Source organism: uncultured Stenotrophomonas sp., assembly GCF_945952405.1.
GTDB lineage: Bacteria > Pseudomonadota > Gammaproteobacteria > Xanthomonadales > Xanthomonadaceae > Stenotrophomonas.
The window spans coordinates 1-19982 of record NZ_CAMFIA010000023.1 but is presented as its reverse complement, the minus strand read 5'-3'; the positions used below and the strand labels follow the sequence as shown (position 1 = coordinate 19982).

At 68.1% G+C, this 19982-nt stretch carries 13 protein-coding genes; 7 read left to right on the top strand and 6 right to left on the bottom strand.

Features of this window, described 5'->3' with window-relative positions:
- Positions 1-141 precede the first annotated feature (141 nt).
- Positions 142-2433 carry an NADP-dependent malic enzyme gene (locus Q0P60_RS17885; RefSeq protein WP_294996726.1) on the top strand — a complete coding sequence of 764 codons (2292 nt, stop codon included), beginning with the start codon at positions 142-144 and terminating at the stop codon, positions 2431-2433.
- Positions 2434-2858: 425 nt separating this feature from the next.
- Here the strand turns inward: Q0P60_RS17885 and Q0P60_RS17880 are convergent, their stop codons facing one another.
- Together Q0P60_RS17880 and Q0P60_RS17875 are read right to left on the bottom strand one after the other, a co-directional pair.
- Positions 2859-3602 carry a basic secretory protein-like protein gene (locus tag Q0P60_RS17880; protein WP_294996724.1) on the bottom strand — a complete coding sequence of 248 codons (744 nt, stop codon included), beginning with the start codon at positions 3600-3602 and terminating at the stop codon, positions 2859-2861.
- On the bottom strand, positions 3599-6943 hold the full coding sequence (locus tag Q0P60_RS17875; protein WP_294996722.1) for a GH92 family glycosyl hydrolase: 3345 nt from the start codon (positions 6941-6943) through the stop codon (positions 3599-3601). Before Q0P60_RS17875 ends, Q0P60_RS17880 begins: the two co-directional genes overlap by 4 nt.
- Positions 6944-7363: 420 nt before the next feature.
- On the opposite strand from Q0P60_RS17875, the gene Q0P60_RS17870 reads away from it, so the two are divergent.
- The 3 genes from Q0P60_RS17870 to Q0P60_RS17860 are packed head-to-tail and all read left to right on the top strand — an operon-like array spanning position 7364 to position 10004.
- Entirely contained in the window at positions 7364-7561 is a 198-nt protein-coding gene (locus tag Q0P60_RS17870) for a zinc-finger domain-containing protein (RefSeq protein WP_005410967.1), read from the top strand.
- 15 nt (positions 7562-7576) lie between these two features.
- Complete coding sequence (locus Q0P60_RS17865) at positions 7577-8692, top strand: glycosyltransferase (RefSeq protein WP_294996717.1); 1116 nt, start codon at positions 7577-7579, stop codon at positions 8690-8692.
- On the top strand, positions 8673-10004 hold the full coding sequence (locus Q0P60_RS17860) for an O-antigen ligase (protein WP_294996806.1): 1332 nt from the start codon (positions 8673-8675) through the stop codon (positions 10002-10004). Before Q0P60_RS17865 ends, Q0P60_RS17860 begins: the two co-directional genes overlap by 20 nt.
- 157 nt (positions 10005-10161) lie before the next feature.
- Here the strand turns inward: Q0P60_RS17860 and Q0P60_RS17855 are convergent, their stop codons facing one another.
- The gene (locus Q0P60_RS17855; RefSeq protein ID WP_294996713.1) at positions 10162-11079 is read right to left on the bottom strand and encodes an LpxL/LpxP family Kdo(2)-lipid IV(A) lauroyl/palmitoleoyl acyltransferase; all 918 of its coding nucleotides are present in this window, start codon (positions 11077-11079) and stop codon (positions 10162-10164) included.
- A 60-nt stretch (positions 11080-11139) separates the two neighbouring features.
- On the opposite strand from Q0P60_RS17855, the gene waaA reads away from it, so the two are divergent.
- Complete coding sequence (waaA, locus tag Q0P60_RS17850; RefSeq protein ID WP_294996710.1) at positions 11140-12438, top strand: lipid IV(A) 3-deoxy-D-manno-octulosonic acid transferase; 1299 nt, start codon at positions 11140-11142, stop codon at positions 12436-12438.
- Between the two features lie 94 nt (positions 12439-12532).
- On the opposite strand, the gene Q0P60_RS17845 is transcribed toward waaA, so the two are convergent.
- From Q0P60_RS17845 to Q0P60_RS17835, 3 genes are all read right to left on the bottom strand, one after another.
- On the bottom strand, positions 12533-13891 hold the full coding sequence (locus tag Q0P60_RS17845) for a TolC family outer membrane protein (RefSeq protein WP_294996707.1): 1359 nt from the start codon (positions 13889-13891) through the stop codon (positions 12533-12535).
- A gap of 16 nt (positions 13892-13907) precedes the next feature.
- Positions 13908-14555 (bottom strand): protein-L-isoaspartate O-methyltransferase, encoded by a 648-nt coding sequence (locus Q0P60_RS17840; protein ID WP_294996704.1) that lies wholly within the window; start codon positions 14553-14555, stop codon positions 13908-13910.
- A gap of 140 nt (positions 14556-14695) precedes the next feature.
- Complete coding sequence (locus tag Q0P60_RS17835) at positions 14696-15373, bottom strand: TetR/AcrR family transcriptional regulator (protein ID WP_294996701.1); 678 nt, start codon at positions 15371-15373, stop codon at positions 14696-14698.
- A 118-nt stretch (positions 15374-15491) separates the two neighbouring features.
- Between Q0P60_RS17835 and Q0P60_RS17830 the strand changes: the two genes are divergently transcribed.
- Both Q0P60_RS17830 and Q0P60_RS17825 read left to right on the top strand, forming a co-directional pair.
- Entirely contained in the window at positions 15492-16622 is a 1131-nt protein-coding gene (locus tag Q0P60_RS17830) for an efflux RND transporter periplasmic adaptor subunit (protein ID WP_294996698.1), read from the top strand.
- 4 nt (positions 16623-16626) lie between these two features.
- The gene (locus tag Q0P60_RS17825; protein WP_294996695.1) at positions 16627-19788 is read left to right on the top strand and encodes an efflux RND transporter permease subunit; all 3162 of its coding nucleotides are present in this window, start codon (positions 16627-16629) and stop codon (positions 19786-19788) included.
- Positions 19789-19982: the final 194 nt, after the last annotated feature.

The window sequence follows — 19982 nt, the reverse complement described above, 5'->3', positions numbered from 1 at the left end:
GAAGCTGGTCTGGCGAGAACGTCGCATACGGCACGGAATTGTGCGGTCGCAGCATGCTTGCGACAGGATAGCGACAGGTCCAGACGCTCCAACGGGGGTATCATCCCCTGTCCCTCTTGCCCATTCATGTAACCAACGTCGATGTCCAACGAAGATTTCAAACAGGCCGCCCTCGATTACCACCGGATGTCCCCCCCGGGCAAAATCAAGGTCTCCGCGACCAAGCCGATGCTGACCCAGCGCGACCTGTCGCTGGCGTATTCGCCGGGCGTGGCGTACGCCTGTGAAGCGATCAAGGCCGACCCGCAGCAGGCCAGCGAGCTGACCGCGCGCGGCAACCTGGTGGCGGTGATCTCCAACGGCACCGCGGTGCTGGGCCTGGGCAACATCGGGGCACTGGCCGGCAAGCCGGTGATGGAAGGCAAGGGCGTGCTGTTCCAGAAGTTCGCCGGCATCGATGTGTTCGACATCGAAGTCGATGAGACCGACCCGGACAAGCTGGTCGACATCATCGCCTCGCTGGAGCCGACCTTCGGCGGCATCAACCTGGAAGACATCAAGGCGCCGGAGTGCTTCGTGGTCGAGCGCAAGCTGCGCGAGCGCATGAAGATCCCGGTGTTCCATGACGACCAGCACGGTACGGCGATCATCGTCGGTGCAGCCGTGCTCAACGCGATGGCGATCACCGGCAAGAAGATCGAGGAAGTGAAGCTGGCGACCACGGGCATGGGCGCGGCCGGCATTTCCTGCGTGAACATGCTGGTGCAGCTGGGCCTGAAGCCGGAGAACATCCTGGCCTTCGACCGCGAGGGCGTGATCCACACCGGCCGTACCGACCTGGACCCGGAAAAGCAGCGCTATGCGCGCGACACCGACAAGCGCACGCTGGCCGAGATCGTCGATGGTGCGGACATCTTCCTGGGCCTGTCGGCGCCGGGCATCCTGACCGCGGACATGGTCAAGACCATGGCGCCGGACCCGGTGATCTTCGCGCTGGCCAACCCGACCCCGGAAATCATGCCGGAACTGGCGCGTGCCGCGCGCCCGGACGCGATCATCGGCACCGGCCGTTCGGACTATCCGAACCAGGTCAACAACGTGCTGTGCTTCCCGTACCTGTTCCGCGGTGCGCTGGACGTGGGTGCGACCGCGATCAACGAGGAAATGAAGATCGCCTGCGTGCGCGCCATCGCCGCGCTGGCCCGCCGTGCCGCTACCGACATGGGCTCGGCCTATGGCGGCGACACGCCGAGCTTCGGCCGTGAATACCTGATTCCGCGTCCGTTCGACCGTCGCCTGCTGGTGGAGCTGTCCGCCGCCGTGGCGCAGGCCGCGATGGACTCGGGCGTGGCCTCGCGCCCGATCGAGGACATGGGCGCCTACCGCGACAAGCTGGCCCAGTTCGTCTACCGCACCAGCCTGATGATGAAGCCGGTCTACGACCGCGCGCGCAGCGACAAGCAGCGCGTGGTGTATGCCGAAGGCGAAGAGGAAGTGGTGCTGCAGGCGGTGCAGAACGTGGTCGATGACGGCCTGGCGCACCCGATCCTGATCGGCCGCCCGGAAGTGATCGAGTCGCGCATCGAGCGCCTCGGCCTGCGCCTGAAGATCGGCGAAAACGTTGAAGTGACCAACATCAACGATGACCCGCGCTTCAACGAGTACTGGCAGTACTACCACGGCCTGACCGGCCGTCGTGGCGTGACCGTGGCGGCGGCGAAGAACCTGATGCGTTCGCGTCCGACCCTGATCGCCGCGGTGATGGTGGCCCGTGGCGAAGCGGATGCGATGCTGACCGGCATCGTCGGCCGCTTCCACAAGAAGCTGGGCTACGTGCGCAGCGTGCTGCCGCTGGAACCGAAGGTGACCTCGACCTCGGCGATGACCGGCGTGATCAACCAGCAGGGCGTGTTCTTCTTCGTCGATACTCATGTGCAGGAAGACCCGACCGCCGAGCAGCTGTGCGAAGCGACCCTGCAGGCGGCCTACCGCATGAAGCTGTTCGGCATCGAGCCGAACGTGGCACTGCTGTCGCACTCCAACTTCGGCAGCCACGATTCCAAGGATGCGTTGAAGATGCGTCAGGTGCGCGAGCTGCTGCTCAAGCGCAACCCGCGCCTGAACGTGGACGGCGAAATGCAGGGCGACACCGCATGGGATGAGGCACTGCGCCAGAAGCTGCTGCCGGGCTCCACCCTGCAGGGCCGTGCCAACCTGTTCGTGCTGCCGAACCTGGAAGCGGCCAACATCGCCTACAACCTGGTGCGGGTGTTCACCGATGGCGTGGCGATCGGCCCGATCCTGATGGGCGTGAACAAGCCGGTGCACATCCTGACCACCAGCGCGACCTCGCGCCGGATCCTGAACATGACCGCGATTGCCGCGGTCGATGCGCAGATCAGGAAGCAGATCGAGGCGGACAAGAAGGCCTGAGGCCTTCTTGCCGATTCGATCTGCAGAAGCGCGCCCCACGGGGCGCGTTTCTGTTTCCGCAGAGCGGAAACGGTAGTGCCGGCCGCTGGCCGGCAATCGCAATCACGTTCAGGCAGGCGTGGGAAGCCAGCCAGCGCCCGGTTCTACCTCGAGTGCGTGCCACACGCGCTACGCAGGGCGGTCATGTGCCTGCAACGCCGCTGCGGCCCAATACGCCCACGCGGCCCGGCCGTGGGAGGGGACCGGACCGGCCTTCCCACCCTGGGCCCGACCATCTTCCCATCGGCGAGAGTGTCATGCGCAATCGAGTGACCCGGCGGTATTTCCAGCAGCTGTTCGCGCTGTACGCCGGTTTCGTGCGGTCGCGCTGAGGCTGCGACGCGGTAGCGCCGGGCGATGCCCGGCGAAGGTGTGGTGCACGGTTGTCAGTGCCGCTTGCCGCGACGTGCCGGGGCCGGCGGCGGGGCCTCCGAGCGCGGCCTGGCGTATTCCGCCCACAACGCCGGCAAGGCCTTTCCGGTGTGCTTCTGCCACACCGCCACCGTGTAGCGGCCATCGCGCAGGGCGTTGTCCAGCGCCTGCACCAGGCCGGGATGCGCGGCCTCGGCCCACTTCAGGAACGCACCGGTGACCCGGTAACCGCTGTCGAAGTTCTGGCCCTTGCCAACCTTTTCCGGCAGGGCCCAGCCGGCGGCGGCGTTGTCCATGCCGTAGCGGTCGCGGGCATAGTCGGCGATGCCTTCCACCAGCCAGCCCGGCACGCGTGCATCGCCGTAACCGGGATAGCCCTGCACGATGTGCATGGCCTCATGGCTGACCAGGTCGATGTCGTTCGGGTGCTGTGCCAGCCAGCCGGGATTGATGGTGATCGTCGCCGCCTGGTCCTTGTCGCCGACGAAGGCGATGCCGGTGTAGGCCGGATCGATCACGATGCGCACCATCGACGGCGCAGCGCGATGGAAGTCCGCGCGTTCGCGCAGGTAGGCGAAGTAGAACGTATCGATGACCCGCTTGCGCTGCGACGCGGCCAGCGCGCCATGGGCGTCCTGGTAGTTCAGTGTCACCCCGTCGCGGGTCAGCTGGGTGTCGAACGCCTGGGTCTGGCCGAAGCTGCAGAAGGACAGGGCAACAAGGGCCAGGGGCAGGAGGCGGTAGCGCATGCGGCTCATTGTACGGCGCTGATGGCCAGCAGTTCGATCTCCGCCAGCGGCATCCTGGCCGGTGCGGCCAGGCGCAGCCGGTATTCGCTGTAGCGGCCGGGGCGGGCGATGCGGAACGGCCGGGTCTGGCGGGCGGATTCGAAGTCTTCGCCGCTGCGCTGGTCAAGCACGTTCCAGCTGCCGTTGCCGGTGCGCGCCTCCAGCGTCCATTCGCCACCGCGGATGCTGCCGTCGCCGCTGGTCAGCGTGTACATCGTCGGTGCACCATCGGCCAGGCCGGTCAGCGCGATGGTCGCGCCAGCGCCCAGGCCGACCGTGGTGGCGGCATCGTCATCGACCAGTGCGGGCAGCGCGCGGCCATCGGCCAGGGTCGCCTTCGCGGCGCTGCCGAGCAGGTCGTGCAGCCGCTGCGGGCGCTGGCCGGGCGCGGTCAGCGAACGCGGCACGTCGTCCACGCCGCTGCCCCAGCGCGACGGCTGCGGGCCCATCACGAAGTCCAGGGTGGCGCCCTTGGCGATCAGCTCGTGCGGCACCCAGGTCCGGGTCCACGGCTTGCCATTGATCTTCAGCGACTGCACGTAGACGTTCTCGCGCGAGTTGTTGGCCGCGTTCACGGTCAGCACCGCGCCGCCCTGCAGTTCCACTCGCGCATGCCGGAACGCCGGCGAACCGATCACGTACTCGGGGGCGCCCATGCGCAGCGGGTACAGGCCCAGCGAGGCCAGCACATACCATGCCGACGTCTCGCCGTTGTCCTCGTCGCCGGGATAGCCCTGGCCGATCTCGCTGCCGACGTACAACCGCGACAGGATCTCGCGCACATGCTGCTGGGTCTTCCACGGCTGCCCGGCATACAGGTACATCCACGGGATGTGGTGTGCCGGCTGGTTGCTGTGCGCGTACATGCCCATGCGCACGTCGCGCGCCTCGGTCATCTCGTGGATGGTGCCGCCGTAGGAGCCGGCCAGTGCCGGGTCGGCGGTTTCCGGCGTGGCAAAGAAGGCATCCAGCTTCGCCGCCAGCTTGTCGCGGCCACCGTACAGCGCAGCCAGTCCTTCGCCATCGTGGGCGGCGGTGAAGGCGAAGGTCCAGCCATTGGACTCGGTGTAGTCATGGCCCCACACGCGCGGGTCGTAGTGCGCGGCGTCCACGCGCCAGCGGCCATCGGCGGTGCGGCCCTGGAAGAAGCCGGCGGCCGGGTCGAACATCGTGGCGTAGCTGGCGGCGCGGTGGCGGAAGTAGTCGGCTTCGGTGCTGTAGCGTTCGCGTGCGGCTGGCGTGGCCGCGCGCTTGGCCAGGGCGTCGGCCATGTTGGCGATGCCGAAATCGTTGAGCGCCCCTTCCATCGTCCACGACATGCCTTCATGCACGTCGGCGCTGGCGTAGCCACGGAAGGTCGAGCGGTCCATGCCCTTGCGGCCGACATGGCGGTCCGGCGGCACCACCGTGGCATTCTTCAGCGCGGCGGCGTAGGCCTCGGCTGGATCGAAGCCGCCGATGCCCTTCAGCCAGGCGTCGGCGAAGGCCACGTCGGAGCTGGTGCCGACCATCAGGTCGGCGTAGCCCGGCGATGACCAGCGCGCGATCCAGCCACCGGCGCGGTACTGCTCGATGAAGCCCTGCACCAGGTGCCCGGCATCGTCGGGGGTGAACAGCGCGTAGGCCGGCCAGGTGGTGCGGAAGGTGTCCCAGAAGCCGTTGTTGACGAACACCTGGCCATCGCGGACGGCGGCAAAACTGCGGGTGGCGCTGCCGTCGGTGTTGTCATCGCTGGCACTGGCCTGGTTGGCATAGCGCCAGTCCGGCGCCGCCGTGCTGCCGGCGTTCTCGTGGCCGGAATTCGGGTACAGGTACAGCCGGTACAGGCTGGAATACAGCGTGGTCTTCTGGTCGTCGCTGGCATCGCCGATGTCGAAGCGGGCCAGGCGGGTGTCCCACGCGTCCTGGGCGCGGCCGGCCACGCTCTCCAGCGTATCGGCCGCGGCGATTTCCAGCGCCAGGTTGTGCCGTGCCTGTTCCACCGAGATCAGCGAGGTGGCGATACGCATGGTCACCTGGCGCGCGCCACCGGTTTCGAACTTGATGTAGCCGGTCGGGCGGCCGGTATCGATGCGACCACTGCTGCGCCACGGCGTGTCGAAGCTGGCCACCACGTACATGCGGCTGGCGCCGTTGGACAGGCCGCTGCGCGTATCGGTGTAGCCGGACAGCGTCTGCGAGGCAGCGTCCAGGGTCAGGCCGCCACGCGCATCGACATTGTCGAACAGCAGGTTGGCGTCGCCGCCTTCCGGGAAATCAAAGCGGAACAGCGCGGCATGATCGGTCGGTGCGATGGCTGCGGCGATACCGTTGTCGAAGCGGACGTCGTAGCGGTAGGGTCGCGCCGACTCGTGGCTGCGATCGAACGACAGCGCGCGCTTGCGACGATCGGCTTCGGGCACGCCGCGGCTGGCCGAAGGCATCACCTGGAAGGTCTGGCGGTCGCCCATCCACGGGCTGGGCTGGTGGCTGAGCGCCAGCGCCTGCAGCTGCGGGCGGTTCTGCGCATCGTTCTGTTCGTTCCAGCGGTACAGCCAGTTCAGTGCACCGGCGTCGGTCACCGGGGTCCAGAAGTTGAAACCATGCGGCACGGCCGTGGCCGGGACATTGTTGCCGCGTGAGAAGGTGCCGTTGGCCTGGGTACCACGGGTGGTCAGCACCCAGTCGGAGGCGCGCTGCGGCTGCTGCCGCGCCTGTGCGTCCAGGCGCACGTCGTCGATCCAGCCGGACACCGGTGCGCCCTCGGCACTGGCCACTTCCAGCTCGATCGCGACCACGCGGCGCCCCTTCAGTGCGGGGATGCCGCCCAGGCGTACCGCCTTGCGTGCCCACTGCTGCGGGTACAGCGTCTTCGAGTCGCCCTGTGCGCGCGCGCCGAGGGCCACGCCGTGCTGGTCGTACGCGGTGAGCGCGGAAACGCGGCGGCCATCGTCCAGGCGCAGGTCCAGCGATACATAGGTCGAAGCCACGGTGTCCTTGCCGACGATTTCCGGCAGCACCAGCCACGACAGCGTGGTATCGGCGTCGATGGCCAGGTCGGTGCGGAACAGCTCGCGCCGCGCGCTGCCGCCGGCGCTGCTGTAGTGCAGTGCATGCAGGCCGCTGTAGCCGGCGTTGCGCTTGGCCGCGTAGGGCGCGGCGGGGCCATTGCCGATCGCGACCTGCAACGCGCCCGCGGCCGGTGCCGGTGCGGCTTCGCCGGGCTCGAACGAGGTCTGCAGCCCCTGTGCCAGTACCGGCATCGCGGTGGTCGCACAGGCCAGGGCGAGGGCGAGCGGAAGCAGGGCGCGGCGTGGATCGGACAGGGTCATGCAAGGGTCTCCCGGAAGGGCAGGCGGCGGGCAGAACCCGCATCGGCGGACACCACGGGCAGCATCGCTCCGCCCGCCGCTGTGGCAGTGCAGGAGGCGATGCCGGTCCGGTGGGGGCGGGCCATGCGATCGGGTCGGATGGGGTGGGTCGGGCTGCGACCTGGCCCGATCCTGCAACAGCCGTCGCGGCCTGACAAGTGCCATTTAGTTCGATCCAAATGCGGGAAATATCGCGGTCGGCGGGTTTTCGCCGCAACCGGCTGGATCGATTGAAGAAATCCTGCCGCAGGCCGGCCCCGGGGCGCCCTGCAACGCGGCGGTGAATCGGCGCCGGGCGCGCAAAGACCTGTTGCGGCGCAATGTCGGGGCGGCCCGGATGCTAGAATCACAGGCCTCGCAACCCGTTCATCGACATCCGCCATGAGCCATACCGCCACCGCGCCCGCCAACGCCGAGAAGCGCTACACCGTGCACCGCAGCGACCTGCCGCTGAGCTGCCCGACCCCGGAGATGGCGCTGTGGAACTCGCATCCGCGCGTGTACCTGCCGATCGAGGACGAACCCAACGGCGAAGCGCAGTGCCCGTACTGCGGTTCCGTGTTCGTGCTGGCCGACTAAACGGCCGCCCCGTCGATGCGCCGATTGACCGTGGTGCAGTTGCTGCCGGCGCTGCACTCCGGCGGTGTCGAGCGCTCGACCCTGGAAATCGCAGCGGCGCTGGTGGCCGCCGGCCATCGTGCGCTGGTGGTCTCCGCCGGCGGGCGCCTGGTACAACCGCTGCTCGACAGTGGTGCCGAACATCTCACCCTTGATATCGGCCGCAAATCGCTGCTGACCCTGCGCCATCTGCCGACCCTGCGCCGGCTGTTCGCCGAGGTCGGCGCCGACATCGTGCATGCCCGTTCGCGACTGCCGGCCTGGCTGGGCCTGTATGCGATCCGCGCGCTTCCCGTCACCCAGCGCCCGCACTGGGTGACCACCGTGCATGGCCTGAATTCACCCAGTCGCTACAGCGCGGTGATGACCAGCGGTGAACGCGTGATCTGCGTGTCCGATACCGTGCGCGACTACGTGCAGCGGCATTACCCGAGCGTGCCCGAAGCGGCACTGCAGGTGATTCCGCGGGGCGTCGATGTCGCCCAGTTCCCGCGCGTGGGACGCGCCGACCGCCGGCCGCGCTTGGCCCTGGCCAGCGATTACCCGTGGCTGGCGCAGGTTGAAGGCCCGCTGCTGCTGCTGCCGGGCCGGGGCACCCGCCTGAAGGGCCACGCCCACGCGCTGCAGCTGCTGGCCGACGTGCGCGCCGCCGGCGTGCCGGCACAGCTGTGGATGCTTGGCACCGATGAGCCCGGCCGTGAAGCCTACGTGGCCGATCTGCGCCGGCAGGCCGCCGCATTGGGTGTGGCCGATGCCGTGCAGATCAGCACGCCGACCGCGCGGATTGCCCAGGCCTATGCGGCCAGCGACCTGGTGCTGCAGCTGTCGGACAAGCCGGAAGCGTTCGGCCGCACCGTGGTCGAGGCGCTGTCGGTCGGCCGTCCGGTGCTGGGTTGGAACCACGGTGGCGTCGGTGAGCTGCTGCAGCAGCTGCAACCCAGCGGCGCGGTAGCGCTGGGTGACGCGCGCGCGCTCGGTGAACGCGCGCTGGCCCTGCTGGCGCAGCCGCCATCCCTGCCGGCCCGCATCCCGTTTACCCTGCAGGCCATGCAGCGTGACACCCTCCGCCTCTATGCCGACCTTGCCGGCTGACCCCGCCGTCGTCGTACGCGACGACCGCGCCGGGCGCTGGGCGCCCTGGTGGGTGCTCGCCTACGTGGCGATGTGGCCACTGCCGGGCATCGCCGAAACCGTGCTCGGCCTCGGTGCGTTGTACGCCGCGGCGCGCATGGTCATGCGTCGCCTGCAGCGCCGTCCGCATCTGCTGAGCACGGCCGCCTGGGCGCTGACCTCGATCCTGTTCCTGGGTTACTGGCTGCCGCAGGCATTCTCGGCCATCGATGCCATCGATCCGGCGGCCTCCTGGACCAAGGCCGCCGCAGGCCTGCGCTACCTGCCGTTCATGTGGCTGGTGGCGATCGCCGTGGCCACGCCGGAACGGCGACGCCTGACCTTCGGTGGCCTGGCGTTGATCACCGCCGCCTGGACGCTGGATGCGCTGGTGCAGGCGGTGGCTGGAACCAGCCCGTGGTTCTGGTCGCTGGAACACCTGAAGCTGGCGATCAGCGGTCATGCGCTGTGCCCGGCCGACGAAGCGGCGCTGGCCGACCGGCTCAGTGGTGCGCTGGGGCCGTGCAACCTGAAGTTCGGCCAGGTGCTGGCCAGCCTGTCACCGTTCCTGTTGCTGCCGGCGGCGCGCCGGTTCGGCAATCCCGGCTGGTTGCTGGCCGCGGCGGTGCTCGGCAGCGTGCTGCTGCTGGCCGGTTCGCGCGCCTCGTGGATCACCTTCGCGCTGGTGCTGGTGTACAGCGGCGTGCGCCAGTTCGGCTGGAAGCGGCTGTTGCTGCTGGCGCTGCTGGCCGTGCTCGGTGCCGGCGCGTTGACCGCCGGCGTGCCGCAGCTGCGCGAGCGCTTCACGCGTACAGCGATGGCCTGGGACGGTGGCGAGCGTGGTGTCGACCAGGCACTGTCCGGGCGGGCGCGGATCTGGGAAGCCGCCGCCTGCATGATTGAAGAACACCCGATCAACGGCGTGGGCGCACGCGGCTTCCGCGATGCCTATCCGGCGTGCGTGGCCGAGGAAGGCCCGGCGGTGTGGGGCAACGCCCCGGCATTGCACGCCCATCAGATCGTGCTGGAAATCCTGGCCGAGACTGGCGTGCTCGGCCTGCTGCTGTGGCTGGCAGCGGTGGCCCAGGCCTGGCGGGCCTGGCGTTATGCACCGGCGATCGCGCGTGAACGCGCACGCCCGGCGATGCTGGCGCTGGCGGTCACCGTCTTCCCGCTCAACACCCACCTGGCGTTCTACTCGGCGTTCTGGGGAGGCCTGACCGTGATGCTGGCCGCACTGTTCGCCGGCAGCCTGCTGGCGCGCGACGCCGAAGATTCTCTGCCGATCGGGTGATCGGCGCCAACCAAGGTTGGCGACTACGACGGCGCGCAGGTGAGCGACACCCCGGTAGCTGCCAACCTTGGTTGGCTGCCGCTAGGGGCGTTGGGTCATCGGCGCCCACCAAGGTTGGCGACTACCATAGGCACGCAGCTGCCTCTGTTACATCCGGCTACGAGTAGAAATCGCTCCGGCCACCCGGCTGGCGCTTGAAGCGGCGGTGGATCCACAGGTACTGGTCCGGCGCCTCGCGCACCATCTCTTCAATGGCCTGGTTGACCCGCGTGGTGTCGGCTTCCACATCCTCGCTGGGGAAATTCTCCAGCGGCGCGCCGATCTTCAGCACGTACTTCCCGCCCTCGCGGCGATGGAAATACGGGATCACCGCGCAACCGGTCATCCGCGCCAGCTGATGGGTGGCGGTGATGGTGGAGGCGGTGTGGCCGAAGAACGGCACGAACACGGTGTCCTTGCCGCGCATGTCCTGGTCCGGTGCATACCAGAGGAAGCCGCCCTTCTTCAGGTGGCGCACGGTGGCGCGGATGTCCTCGTTGGCGAACATCGCCTTGGCGTAGCGCAGGCGGCCGAACTTCACCGCCCACTCGTACACCGGGTTCTTGTGCTTGCGGTACATGCCTGACAGGTCGACGTAGTCGCACAACAGGCGGCCACACATCTCCAGGGTCATGAAATGGCCGGACACCAGCAGGACGCCCCGGCCCTCGGCCTGCATCCGGCGCAGGTGTTCCAGGCCTTCGATCTGCACCTGCGGACGGATGCGGTCGATGCTGCCCCACCAGGCACGGATGCACTCGAACACGCCCACGCCCAGCGCATCGAAGCTGTCGCGCACCAGACGCTGGCGCCAGGCGTCGTCCTTTTCCGGGAAGCACAGCTGGAGGTTGACCTCCGCAGCGCGGCGACGGCTGCCGAGCAGGCGCCAGGTGATCCAGCCGACGCCCCGGCCCAGCGCGCGCTGCAGCATCCACGGCAGGCGGGCGATGGCGAAGGCGCCGAACATGGCGGCGAACATCGGCCAGTTGCGGGGATCGCGCAGCGACGGGCGGACGGCGGTGGTGGCATCGGACATTGGGCCATTCTACCAAGGCCGCCGCGTGTCTTTCCCGGGGGGCTCCCGTATCCTTGCCGCATGCGTAAAGACCCTGTCGAATGGATCCTGCGCGGCCTGTATTCGGTCGTGCTCTACATCCTGCTGCCGATCACCGTGTACCACCTGGTCTGGCGCGGTTTCCGGGTCCGTGAATACTTCCGGCGCTGGGACGAGCGCTATGCCTCCTATCCGCAGCCGACCGGGCAGCCGCGGGTCTGGCTGCACGCGGTTTCGGTGGGCGAGGTCAACGCCGCAGCGCCGCTGGTGAACGCCCTGCGCAAGCAGCGCCCGGACATCCGCTGGGTCATCACCACCATCACCCCGACCGGGTCGGAGCGCGTGCGCGCACTGTGGGGCGATGCGCTGGACCACGTCTACCTGCCGTACGACGTGCCGGGTAGCGTCAACCGCTTCCTCGGCCACTTCCAGCCCAGCCTGGCGCTGATCCTGGAAACCGAACTGTGGCCGAACATGCTGTTCGGCTGCCGTGACCGTGGCATTCCGGTCTACATCCTCAATGCGCGCCTGTCGGCACGGTCGCTGCGTGGCTACCGCTTGCTGGCGGCGCTGATCCGGCGTGCACTGCGCACCGTCACCTGCGTGGCGGCGCAGTCGCAGGACGATGCCGACCGCTTCGTGCAGCTGGGCGCGGCACCGGAGCAGGTACAGGCGCTGGGCAACCTGAAGTTCGACATCACCACGCCGGACGTGCAGGGCTTTGTCGAGCAGTTCCATGCGCGCGTGCCGGCCGGCCGGCCGGTGTGGATTGCCGCCAGTACCCATGACGGTGAAGAGCAGGCGGTCATCGACCTGCACCGGCGCCTGCGCCATCAGCACCCCGAGCTGTTGCTGCTGTGGGCGCCACGCCATCCGGAACGCTTTCCGAAGGTGGAAGCGCTGGCACGCGAGCAGGGCTGGAACGTGGCCACCCGGCGCGCGAAGCAGTGGCCGGAAGCCGGCACCGATGTGTTCGTGATCGATACCCTCGGCGAGCTGATGCCGTTCTATGCCTGTGCGCAGGTGGCGTTCGTCGGTGGCAGCCTGCAGCCGATCGGTGGCCACAACCTGCTGGAACCGGCCGCGATGGGCACCGCCGCGGTGACCGGTCCGCACCTGCACAATTTCTCCGAGATCTCGCGGCGCATGCGCGAGGCCGGTGCACTGCTGATCGGTGAAGACGTACAGGCGGTCGGCGATCTGCTGCAGCACCTGCTGGATGACCCGCAGGCACGCGAGGACATGGCGCGGGCCGGCTGCACGCTGATCAACAACGGTCGCGGCGCCCTGCAGCGGACGCTGGCACTGGTGGCACCGCACCTGCCGCCACCGTGCGCCTGAAGCGGCGCGACCGGTACCGGTCCTGAGGCTGCCCGGGCCATGAAAAAAGCCACCCTCGCGGGTGGCTTTTGTCTGGGGCCGACAGGGCGACGCCTTAGTGCGTGGTCGTTGCCGGGTTGCCCGCGTCCTGGGTCAGCAGGCGGTTGACGTCCTGCAGCTCGGCCACGTCCAGCGCACCCAGCGACTGGCTCAGCAGCAGGCGGTTCTGCAGGAAGGTGTAGCGTGCCTGGGCGTAGTCCAGCTGCGCCGAGAACAGGATGCGCTGGTTCTGGATCACGTCCAGCACGGTACGGGTACCGACTTCCAGGCCGACCTGCGAAGCGTCGTACGCGCTCTGTGCCGAGACCACCGCCAGGCGGCGGGCTTCCACTTCGCTGATGCCCTGTACCAGGGTCTGGTAGGCATTGCGGGTGTTGCGGTCCAGGGCGCGCTTCTGCTGCTCGTAACCATCCTGGGCGATGTCACGCTGGGCCAGGGCCTGGCGCACGCCGGACTGGGTAGCGCCACCGGCGAAGATCGGCACGTTCAGGGTCAGGCCGATGCTGTTGGTGCGTGCATCCGGCGACAGCGAGCCGGAACCGGTGCTGTCACCCCAGGTTGCGGTCTTGCCCCAGCTGCCGCCCAGCGACAGGGTCGGGTAGTGGCCACCACGTGCGGCCTGCACGCCGGCTTCGGCGGCGCTGACCTTCAGTTCCTGCGCCTTCAGCGCCGGGTTCTGGGTGGTGGCCTGGTGCACCAGTTCGTCGATGTTGCCGCGGTTGGCCGGCACTTCCGGGCGGAAGTCCGCCGGCAGGCCACGCAGGTTGACCACCGGCTGGCCGGTCAACTCGGTCAGGGCCTGGTAATTGTCGGCCAGGGTGTTCTGCGCAACGATGGTGTTGGCGCGCGCCTGGTCGTACTGGGCGCGTGCTTCGTGCACGTCGGTGATCGGCGCCAGGCCCACTTCCAGGCGCTTGTCGGCGAAGTCGAACTGCTTCTTCGCGGCCGCTTCATTGGTCTGTGCGGCGTTCAGCGATTCGATCGCCACCAGCACGTTGAAGTAGGCCGCCGAGGTGCGCACGATCAGGCTGTCGTTGGCCGAATCGAGGGTGAAATCCGCCGCCTTGCTCAGCTCACGCTGCGAACGCAGGTTGTTGATCTGGGTCCAGTTGAACAGCGTCTGGCTGCCGTCGACCGTGTAGCTGCGGCGCTTGTTGGTGAACGAGCCGGAATTGGCATCGGCGTTCGGCTCGCTGCGCGTACGGTTCAACTGGGCGACGCCGTTGATCTGCGGCAGCAGGGCAGCGCGCGCCTGCACGGCGCCTTCCTTGTCGACCAGCCGGGTCGATTCGGCGGCGGACAGCTGCGGATCGCCGTTGCGCGCCATTTCGTAGACCTGCAGCAGGTCGGCGGCATGGGCGGACAACGGCAGCAGGGCAGTGGCCAGCGCAACAGCGAGGGATCGGCGGATCATTGCGGCTTCCTTGGACTCAGAGGTGGAACTGGGGTGCCGGGGCGGCACCGCGCAGGTAATCGATATCGGTCTCGAACAGGGACTCGGTGCTGCCGTCGGCCTTGACCAGCAGGGCCTCCATCGCCGGCGAGCGGCCGTGGATCACGAACAGGCGGCCACCCGGACGCAGCCACGAAGCGAACTGTGACGGCACCACGTCGACCGCACCAGTGACACAGATCACGTCAAAGCGGCGTTCGGTCTGCCAGGACAGGGCGTCGGCCACTTCCACGCGGACATTGGTGCCCAGGCCGGAGGCGTCCAGGCGGGCACGCGCGGCGGCGGCCAGTTCCGGGTCGATCTCCAGGCTCAGCACGTCGCGCGCGAGCGCGCCGATGCAGGCCGACAGGAAGCCGCTGCCGATGCCGATTTCCAGCACTTCGTCACCCGGCTGCAGATCCAGCGCCTGCAGGGTACGGCCCTCGATGACCGGCTTCATCATCTTCTGGCCGTGGCCGATCGGCAGTTCGACATCGGCGTAGGCCAGTGCCCGGTGTGCATCGGCGACAAAGGCCTCGCGCGGCAGGCGGGCCAGGACGTCGAGCACCTTGATGTCCAGCACGTCCCAGGGACGGATCTGCTGTTCCACCATCAGTTCGCGGGCGTGGGCGTAATCAATCGTCATGAGGTTCAAATCCAGCGCAGTGGGCCGGCCATTTTACCGGTGCCGGAGGCCGGCGGCGCGCCCAGAGCATCAGCTGCCGGGGGGCCGGGGTCGCAGTGCCGGAAGTCATCGCGACCTCCGGTTCATTCAGGTTTGCCGTTTCAGCCGGTTCCGGCCCCTCGCGGCGCATAGGCGCGCAGGAAGAAGTCGATGCTGGCGGTCACATGGGCAAGAGGGTCGCACTCCACCGGTGACAGTGGCATGCCGCACATCATATGCATGTGCACTTCGCCCTTGACCAGGGTCAGGAACTGCTGGCCGGCCAGGTAATAGTCGGGGATCTCCAGCTCGCCGCGCTCCCCGCGTGCACGCAGGAAGTCGGCCAGGGCCTCGCAGGTACGCTCCGGGCCGGCCTGCCAGAACAGCTCGCGCAGGCGTTCGTCGGTTTCCGGCGCCATCATCATGCGCTGGATCGAGATCGCCGCATCGGAGGTGATCAGCTCGAAGAAGGCCAGGCCGATACCGATCAGCTGGTCGCGCAGCGGCCCGTTGGCGTCGGCCACGAACAGCGCGTCAGGCAGCATCTCGATGCATTTGGACTGCACGGCTTCGGAGAACAGGGTCTCCTTGTCGCCGAAATGGCTGTACACGGTCAGCTTCGAGACGCCGGCCTGAGCGGCGATGCTGTCCATGCTCACGCCGGTATAGCCCTGTTCGATGAACAGTGCCTTGGCTGCTTCAAGGATCGCCGCGCGCTTGCCGAGGTCCTTGGGACGCCCGGGTCCGGCGGCCTTGGCAGCGGGCTTGGCCGACGGCTTGCGGGAAGTGGGAGAACTCATCACGACAATACTAGACCAAGCGGTTCGATATTTATACTATACCGGCCGGTTTATTAAATTGGGCCGGCAGTCGCGGCTCCCCCCTTGTTGCAACCCTGCGTTTTCAGGACGTTGACCGATGAAGATCGTGCGCTGGATGGGCGGTATGGTGTGGGTGGCTGCGCTGGCAGCCTGTTCGGGACAGGAACAGGCGCCGCAGGCGGCCGTGCCGGTACTGGTGGTTCACCCGGGCGAGCAGGCCGGGCAGTCGCCTGCGGCATTCCCGGGCACGGTGCGTGCCCGCCAGGAAAGCCCGCTTTCGTTCCGCGTGGGCGGCAACCTGGTCAAGCGCCACGTCGATGCCGGCCAGCGGGTGAAGAAGGGCGACGTGCTGGCCGAGCTGGACGTGGCCGATTTCGCGCTGCAGGCGCGTGCCTCGCAGGCACAGCTGGCGGCGGCGGAAGCCGATCTGGTGCGCGCACGCGATGACCTCAAGCGCTACCAGGTACTGGCCGACCAGCAGCTGGTCAGCCGCTCGCAGCTGGACCAGCAGTCCGCCGCCTTCAAGGCCGCGCAGGGCCAGGCCAATGCCGCCCGCGCCAACCTCGATGTGCTGCGCAACCAGGCCGACTACGCGCAGCTGCGCGCGCCGGCCGATGGCGTGATCGCCAGCCGCGAGGCCGAAGCCGGCCAGGTGGTCTCCGCTGGCCAGACCATCTTCAACCTGGCCGCCGATGGGGGCCGCGAAGTGCTGATCGACCTGCCCGAGGCGACCATCCGCGACTACGCGGTCGGCCAGCCGGTCGAAGTGGAGCTGTGGAACCGTCCGGGCCAGCGCCTGCCGGGCACGATCCGCGAGATCGCCGCCGCCGCTGATCCGCAGGCACGTACCTATGCGACCCGGGTCAGCCTGCCGGCCGATGCGCTGGCCGATGTCGAGCTGGGCCAGAGCGCCCGCGTCTACAGCACTGCAGGCCGCCACGGCACCCTGCAGCTGCCGCTGGGCGCGCTGCAGCGTGGCGCCAACGGGGCCGCCAGCGTCTGGGTGGTGGACCCGGCCAACAGCACGCTGAAGGCCGCGACCGTCACCACCGGTGCCTACGGCAGCGAGACGGTGCCGGTGTTGTCCGGCGTGGCCGCAGGTGACTGGGTGGTCGCCGCCGGCGGCCATCTGCTGCGGGCCGGGCAGCCGGTGGTCGCCGTGGACCGGCAGAACCGCCCGGTGCTGAAGCCGGCCGCGCCGGCCGCCGCCGCCAAGGCCAAGGAGTAAGCCGGTGCGCCGCTTCAATCTTTCCGAGTGGGCGCTGGCCAATCGTCCACTGGTGCTGTTCGCGATGCTCGCCTTCGCCCTGATCGGCGCATGGTCGTACAAGCACCTGGGCCAGTCCGAAGACCCCCCGTTCACCTTCAAGGCGATGGTGGTGCGCACGCTGTGGCCGGGCGCCACCGCCGAGCAGGTCTCGCGGCAGGTGACCGAGCCGATCGAGAAGGCGCTGATGAACACCGGTGAGTACGAGTTCATCCGATCGTACTCGCGCCCGGGCGAATCGCAGGTCATCTTCATGGCGCGCGACAGCCTGCGCTCCAAGCAGATTCCCGACCTCTGGTACCAGGTGCGCAAGCGCGTGGGCGACATCCGCCCGACGCTGCCGCGCGAGATCGTCGGCCCGTTCTTCAACGATGAATTCGGCGATACCTACGGCAACATCTATGCGCTGACCGGCAAGGGCTTCGACTATGCGGTGATGCGCGATTACGCCGACCGCATCCAGCTGGAACTGCAGCGCGTACCCGACGTCGGCAAGATCGACCTGGTCGGCCTGCAGGACGAGAAGGTGTGGATCGAGCTGTCCAACACCCGCCTGGCCACGCTGGGCGTGTCGATGCAGCAGGTACAGCAGGCACTGGCCGACCAGAACGCGGTCACCGGCACCAGCTTCTTCGAGACCGCCACCGATCGCGTGCAGCTGCGCGTGACCGGCCAGTTCAACGACATCGAAGCGATCCGCCAGTTTCCGATCCGGGCCGGTGACCGCACGGTGCACCTGGGCGACATCGCCGAGGTCAAGCGCGGCTTCGCCGACCCGGCATCGCCGAAGATGCGCTTCATGGGCGAGGAGGCGATCGGCCTGGCGGTGGCGATGAAGGATGGCGGTGACATCCTCAAGCTCGGCGCCAACCTTGATGCCGAGTTCGAGCGCCTGCAGAAGACCCTGCCAGCCGGCATGCAGCTGCGCAAGGTGTCCGACCAGCCGCAGTCGGTGGAAGAGTCGGTTGGCGAGTTCGTGCAGGTGCTGACCGAGGCGGTGGTGATCGTGCTGCTGGTCAGTTTCTTCTCGCTGGGCCTGCGCACCGGCCTGGTGGTCGGCGTGACCATTCCCCTGGTGCTGGCGATGACCTTCTTCGTCATGCACTACTTCGACATCGGCCTGCACAAGATCTCGCTGGGCGCGCTGGTACTGGCACTGGGCCTGCTGGTGGACGATGCGATCATCGCGGTGGAGATGATGGCCACCAAGATGGAGCAGGGCTACGACCGCCTGCGCGCGGCCAGTTTCGCCTGGGAATCGACCGCGTTCCCGATGCTGACCGGTACCCTGATCACCGCCGCCGGCTTCCTGCCGATCGCCACGGCCGCGTCGAGCACCGGCGAGTACACCCGTTCGCTGTTCCAGGTGGTGACGATTGCGCTGGTGGTGTCATGGATTGCCGCCGTGCTGTTCATCCCGTACCTGGGCGACAAGATGCTGCCGGACCTGTTCAATCCGCAGCCGCCGAAGCCGGGCAGCCTGTCTGCGCGCTGGCTGGCCAGGCGCCAGCAGTGGGCCGACCGCTATCCGGCGCTGGCCAACCTGATCGCGCCGCCGCAGCACGGGCACGACCATGATCCGTACCAGCGTCCGTTCTACCGCAGCTTCCGTCGCTTCCTGGATACCTGCCTGCGCCACCGCTGGTGGGTGATCGCCGCGACCATCGGCCTGTTCGTGTTCTCGCTGATGATGTTCCGCTTCGTGCCGCAGCAGTTCTTCCCGGATTCGACCCGGCCGGAGCTGATGGTGGACATCGAACTGGCCGAAGGCGCATCGCTGCGCTCGACCCAGGCCCAGGCCGAGAAGCTGGAGAAGCTGCTGTCCAGCCGCGACGGCATCGCCAACTACGTGTCCTACGTCGGCACCGGTTCGCCGCGCTTCTACCTGCCCCTCGACCAGCAGCTGCCCGCGACCAATTTCGCCCAGTTCGTGGTACTGGCCAAGGACATCAAGTCGCGCGAAAGCACCCGTGACTGGCTGCTGCACGAGGTGATCCCGAAGTTCCCGGATGTGCAGATGCGCGTGACCCGCCTGGAGAACGGCCCGCCGGTCGGTTACCCGGTGCAGATGCGCATTTCCGGCGAACACATCGAGAAGGTGCAGGCGATCGCACGCCAGGTCGAGGCCAAGGTACGCGGGAATCCGCACGTGATGAACGTCAACCTGGACTGGAGCGAGCCGAGCAAGGTCGTGCGGCTGGTGATCGACCAGGAGCGCGCCCGCGCGCTGGGCGTGAGCAGTGCCCAGGTCAGCCAGTTCCTGTCCAGTTCGCTGGCCGGCCAGTCGGTGAGCGTGTACCGCGAAGGCAACCGCCAGATCGAGATGCTGCTGCGTGGCCCGGCCGACGAGCGCAACCAGCTGGAGCTGCTGTCCAGCCTGTCGATGCCGACCGCCAACGGTGGCAGCATCACGCTGTCGCAGGTGGCCACGATGGAGTACGGCTTCGAGGACGGCATCATCTGGCACCGCAACCGCCTGCCGACGGTGACCGTGCGTGCCGACATCAGCGATGGCATGCAGCCGCTGGACGTGGTGCACCAGATCCTGCCGACGCTGGATGGCATCCGTGCCGAACTGCCGAGCGGCTACCTGCTGGAAACCGGCGGCACCGTGGAGGATTCGGCGCGCGGCCAGAACTCGATCAAGGCCGGCATGCCGCTGTTCCTGGTAGTGGTGGCGACCTTGCTGATGCTGCAGCTGCGCAGTTTCTCGCGGGCGGCGATGGTGCTGGTGACCGCCCCGCTGGGCATCATCGGCGCGACCCTGTTCCTGCTGCTGTTCCGCGCGCCGTTCGGCTTCGTGGCCTTGCTGGGCACGATCGCGCTGGCGGGCATGATCATGCGCAACTCGGTGATCCTGATCGACCAGATCCAGCAGGACATCGACGCCGGGCATGACCGCTGGCATTCGATCATCGATGCGACCGTACGCCGCTTCCGCCCGATCGTGCTGACCGCGCTGGCGGCGGTACTGGCGATGATTCCGCTGTCGCGCAGTGCGTTCTATGGATCGATGGCGATTTCGATCATGGGTGGCCTGATCGTGGGTACGGTGCTGACCCTGGTGTTCCTGCCGGCGCTGTACGCGGCGTGGTTCCGGGTCAAGCCGGACGAATCCGGGGCGTAACGCCCCGGATTCTGCAGCGACCGCCCCTTGGCAGGTGCCAACCTTGGTTGGCACCGATGGACGTATCCCCGCATGGCGTGGAATTTCTCCAGTAGAGCCACCCCATGGGTGGCTGCGAGGGGGCAGGCTCCGCCATCCACGCATGGCGTGGAATTTCTCCAGTAGAGCCACCCCATGGGTGGCTGCGAGGGGGC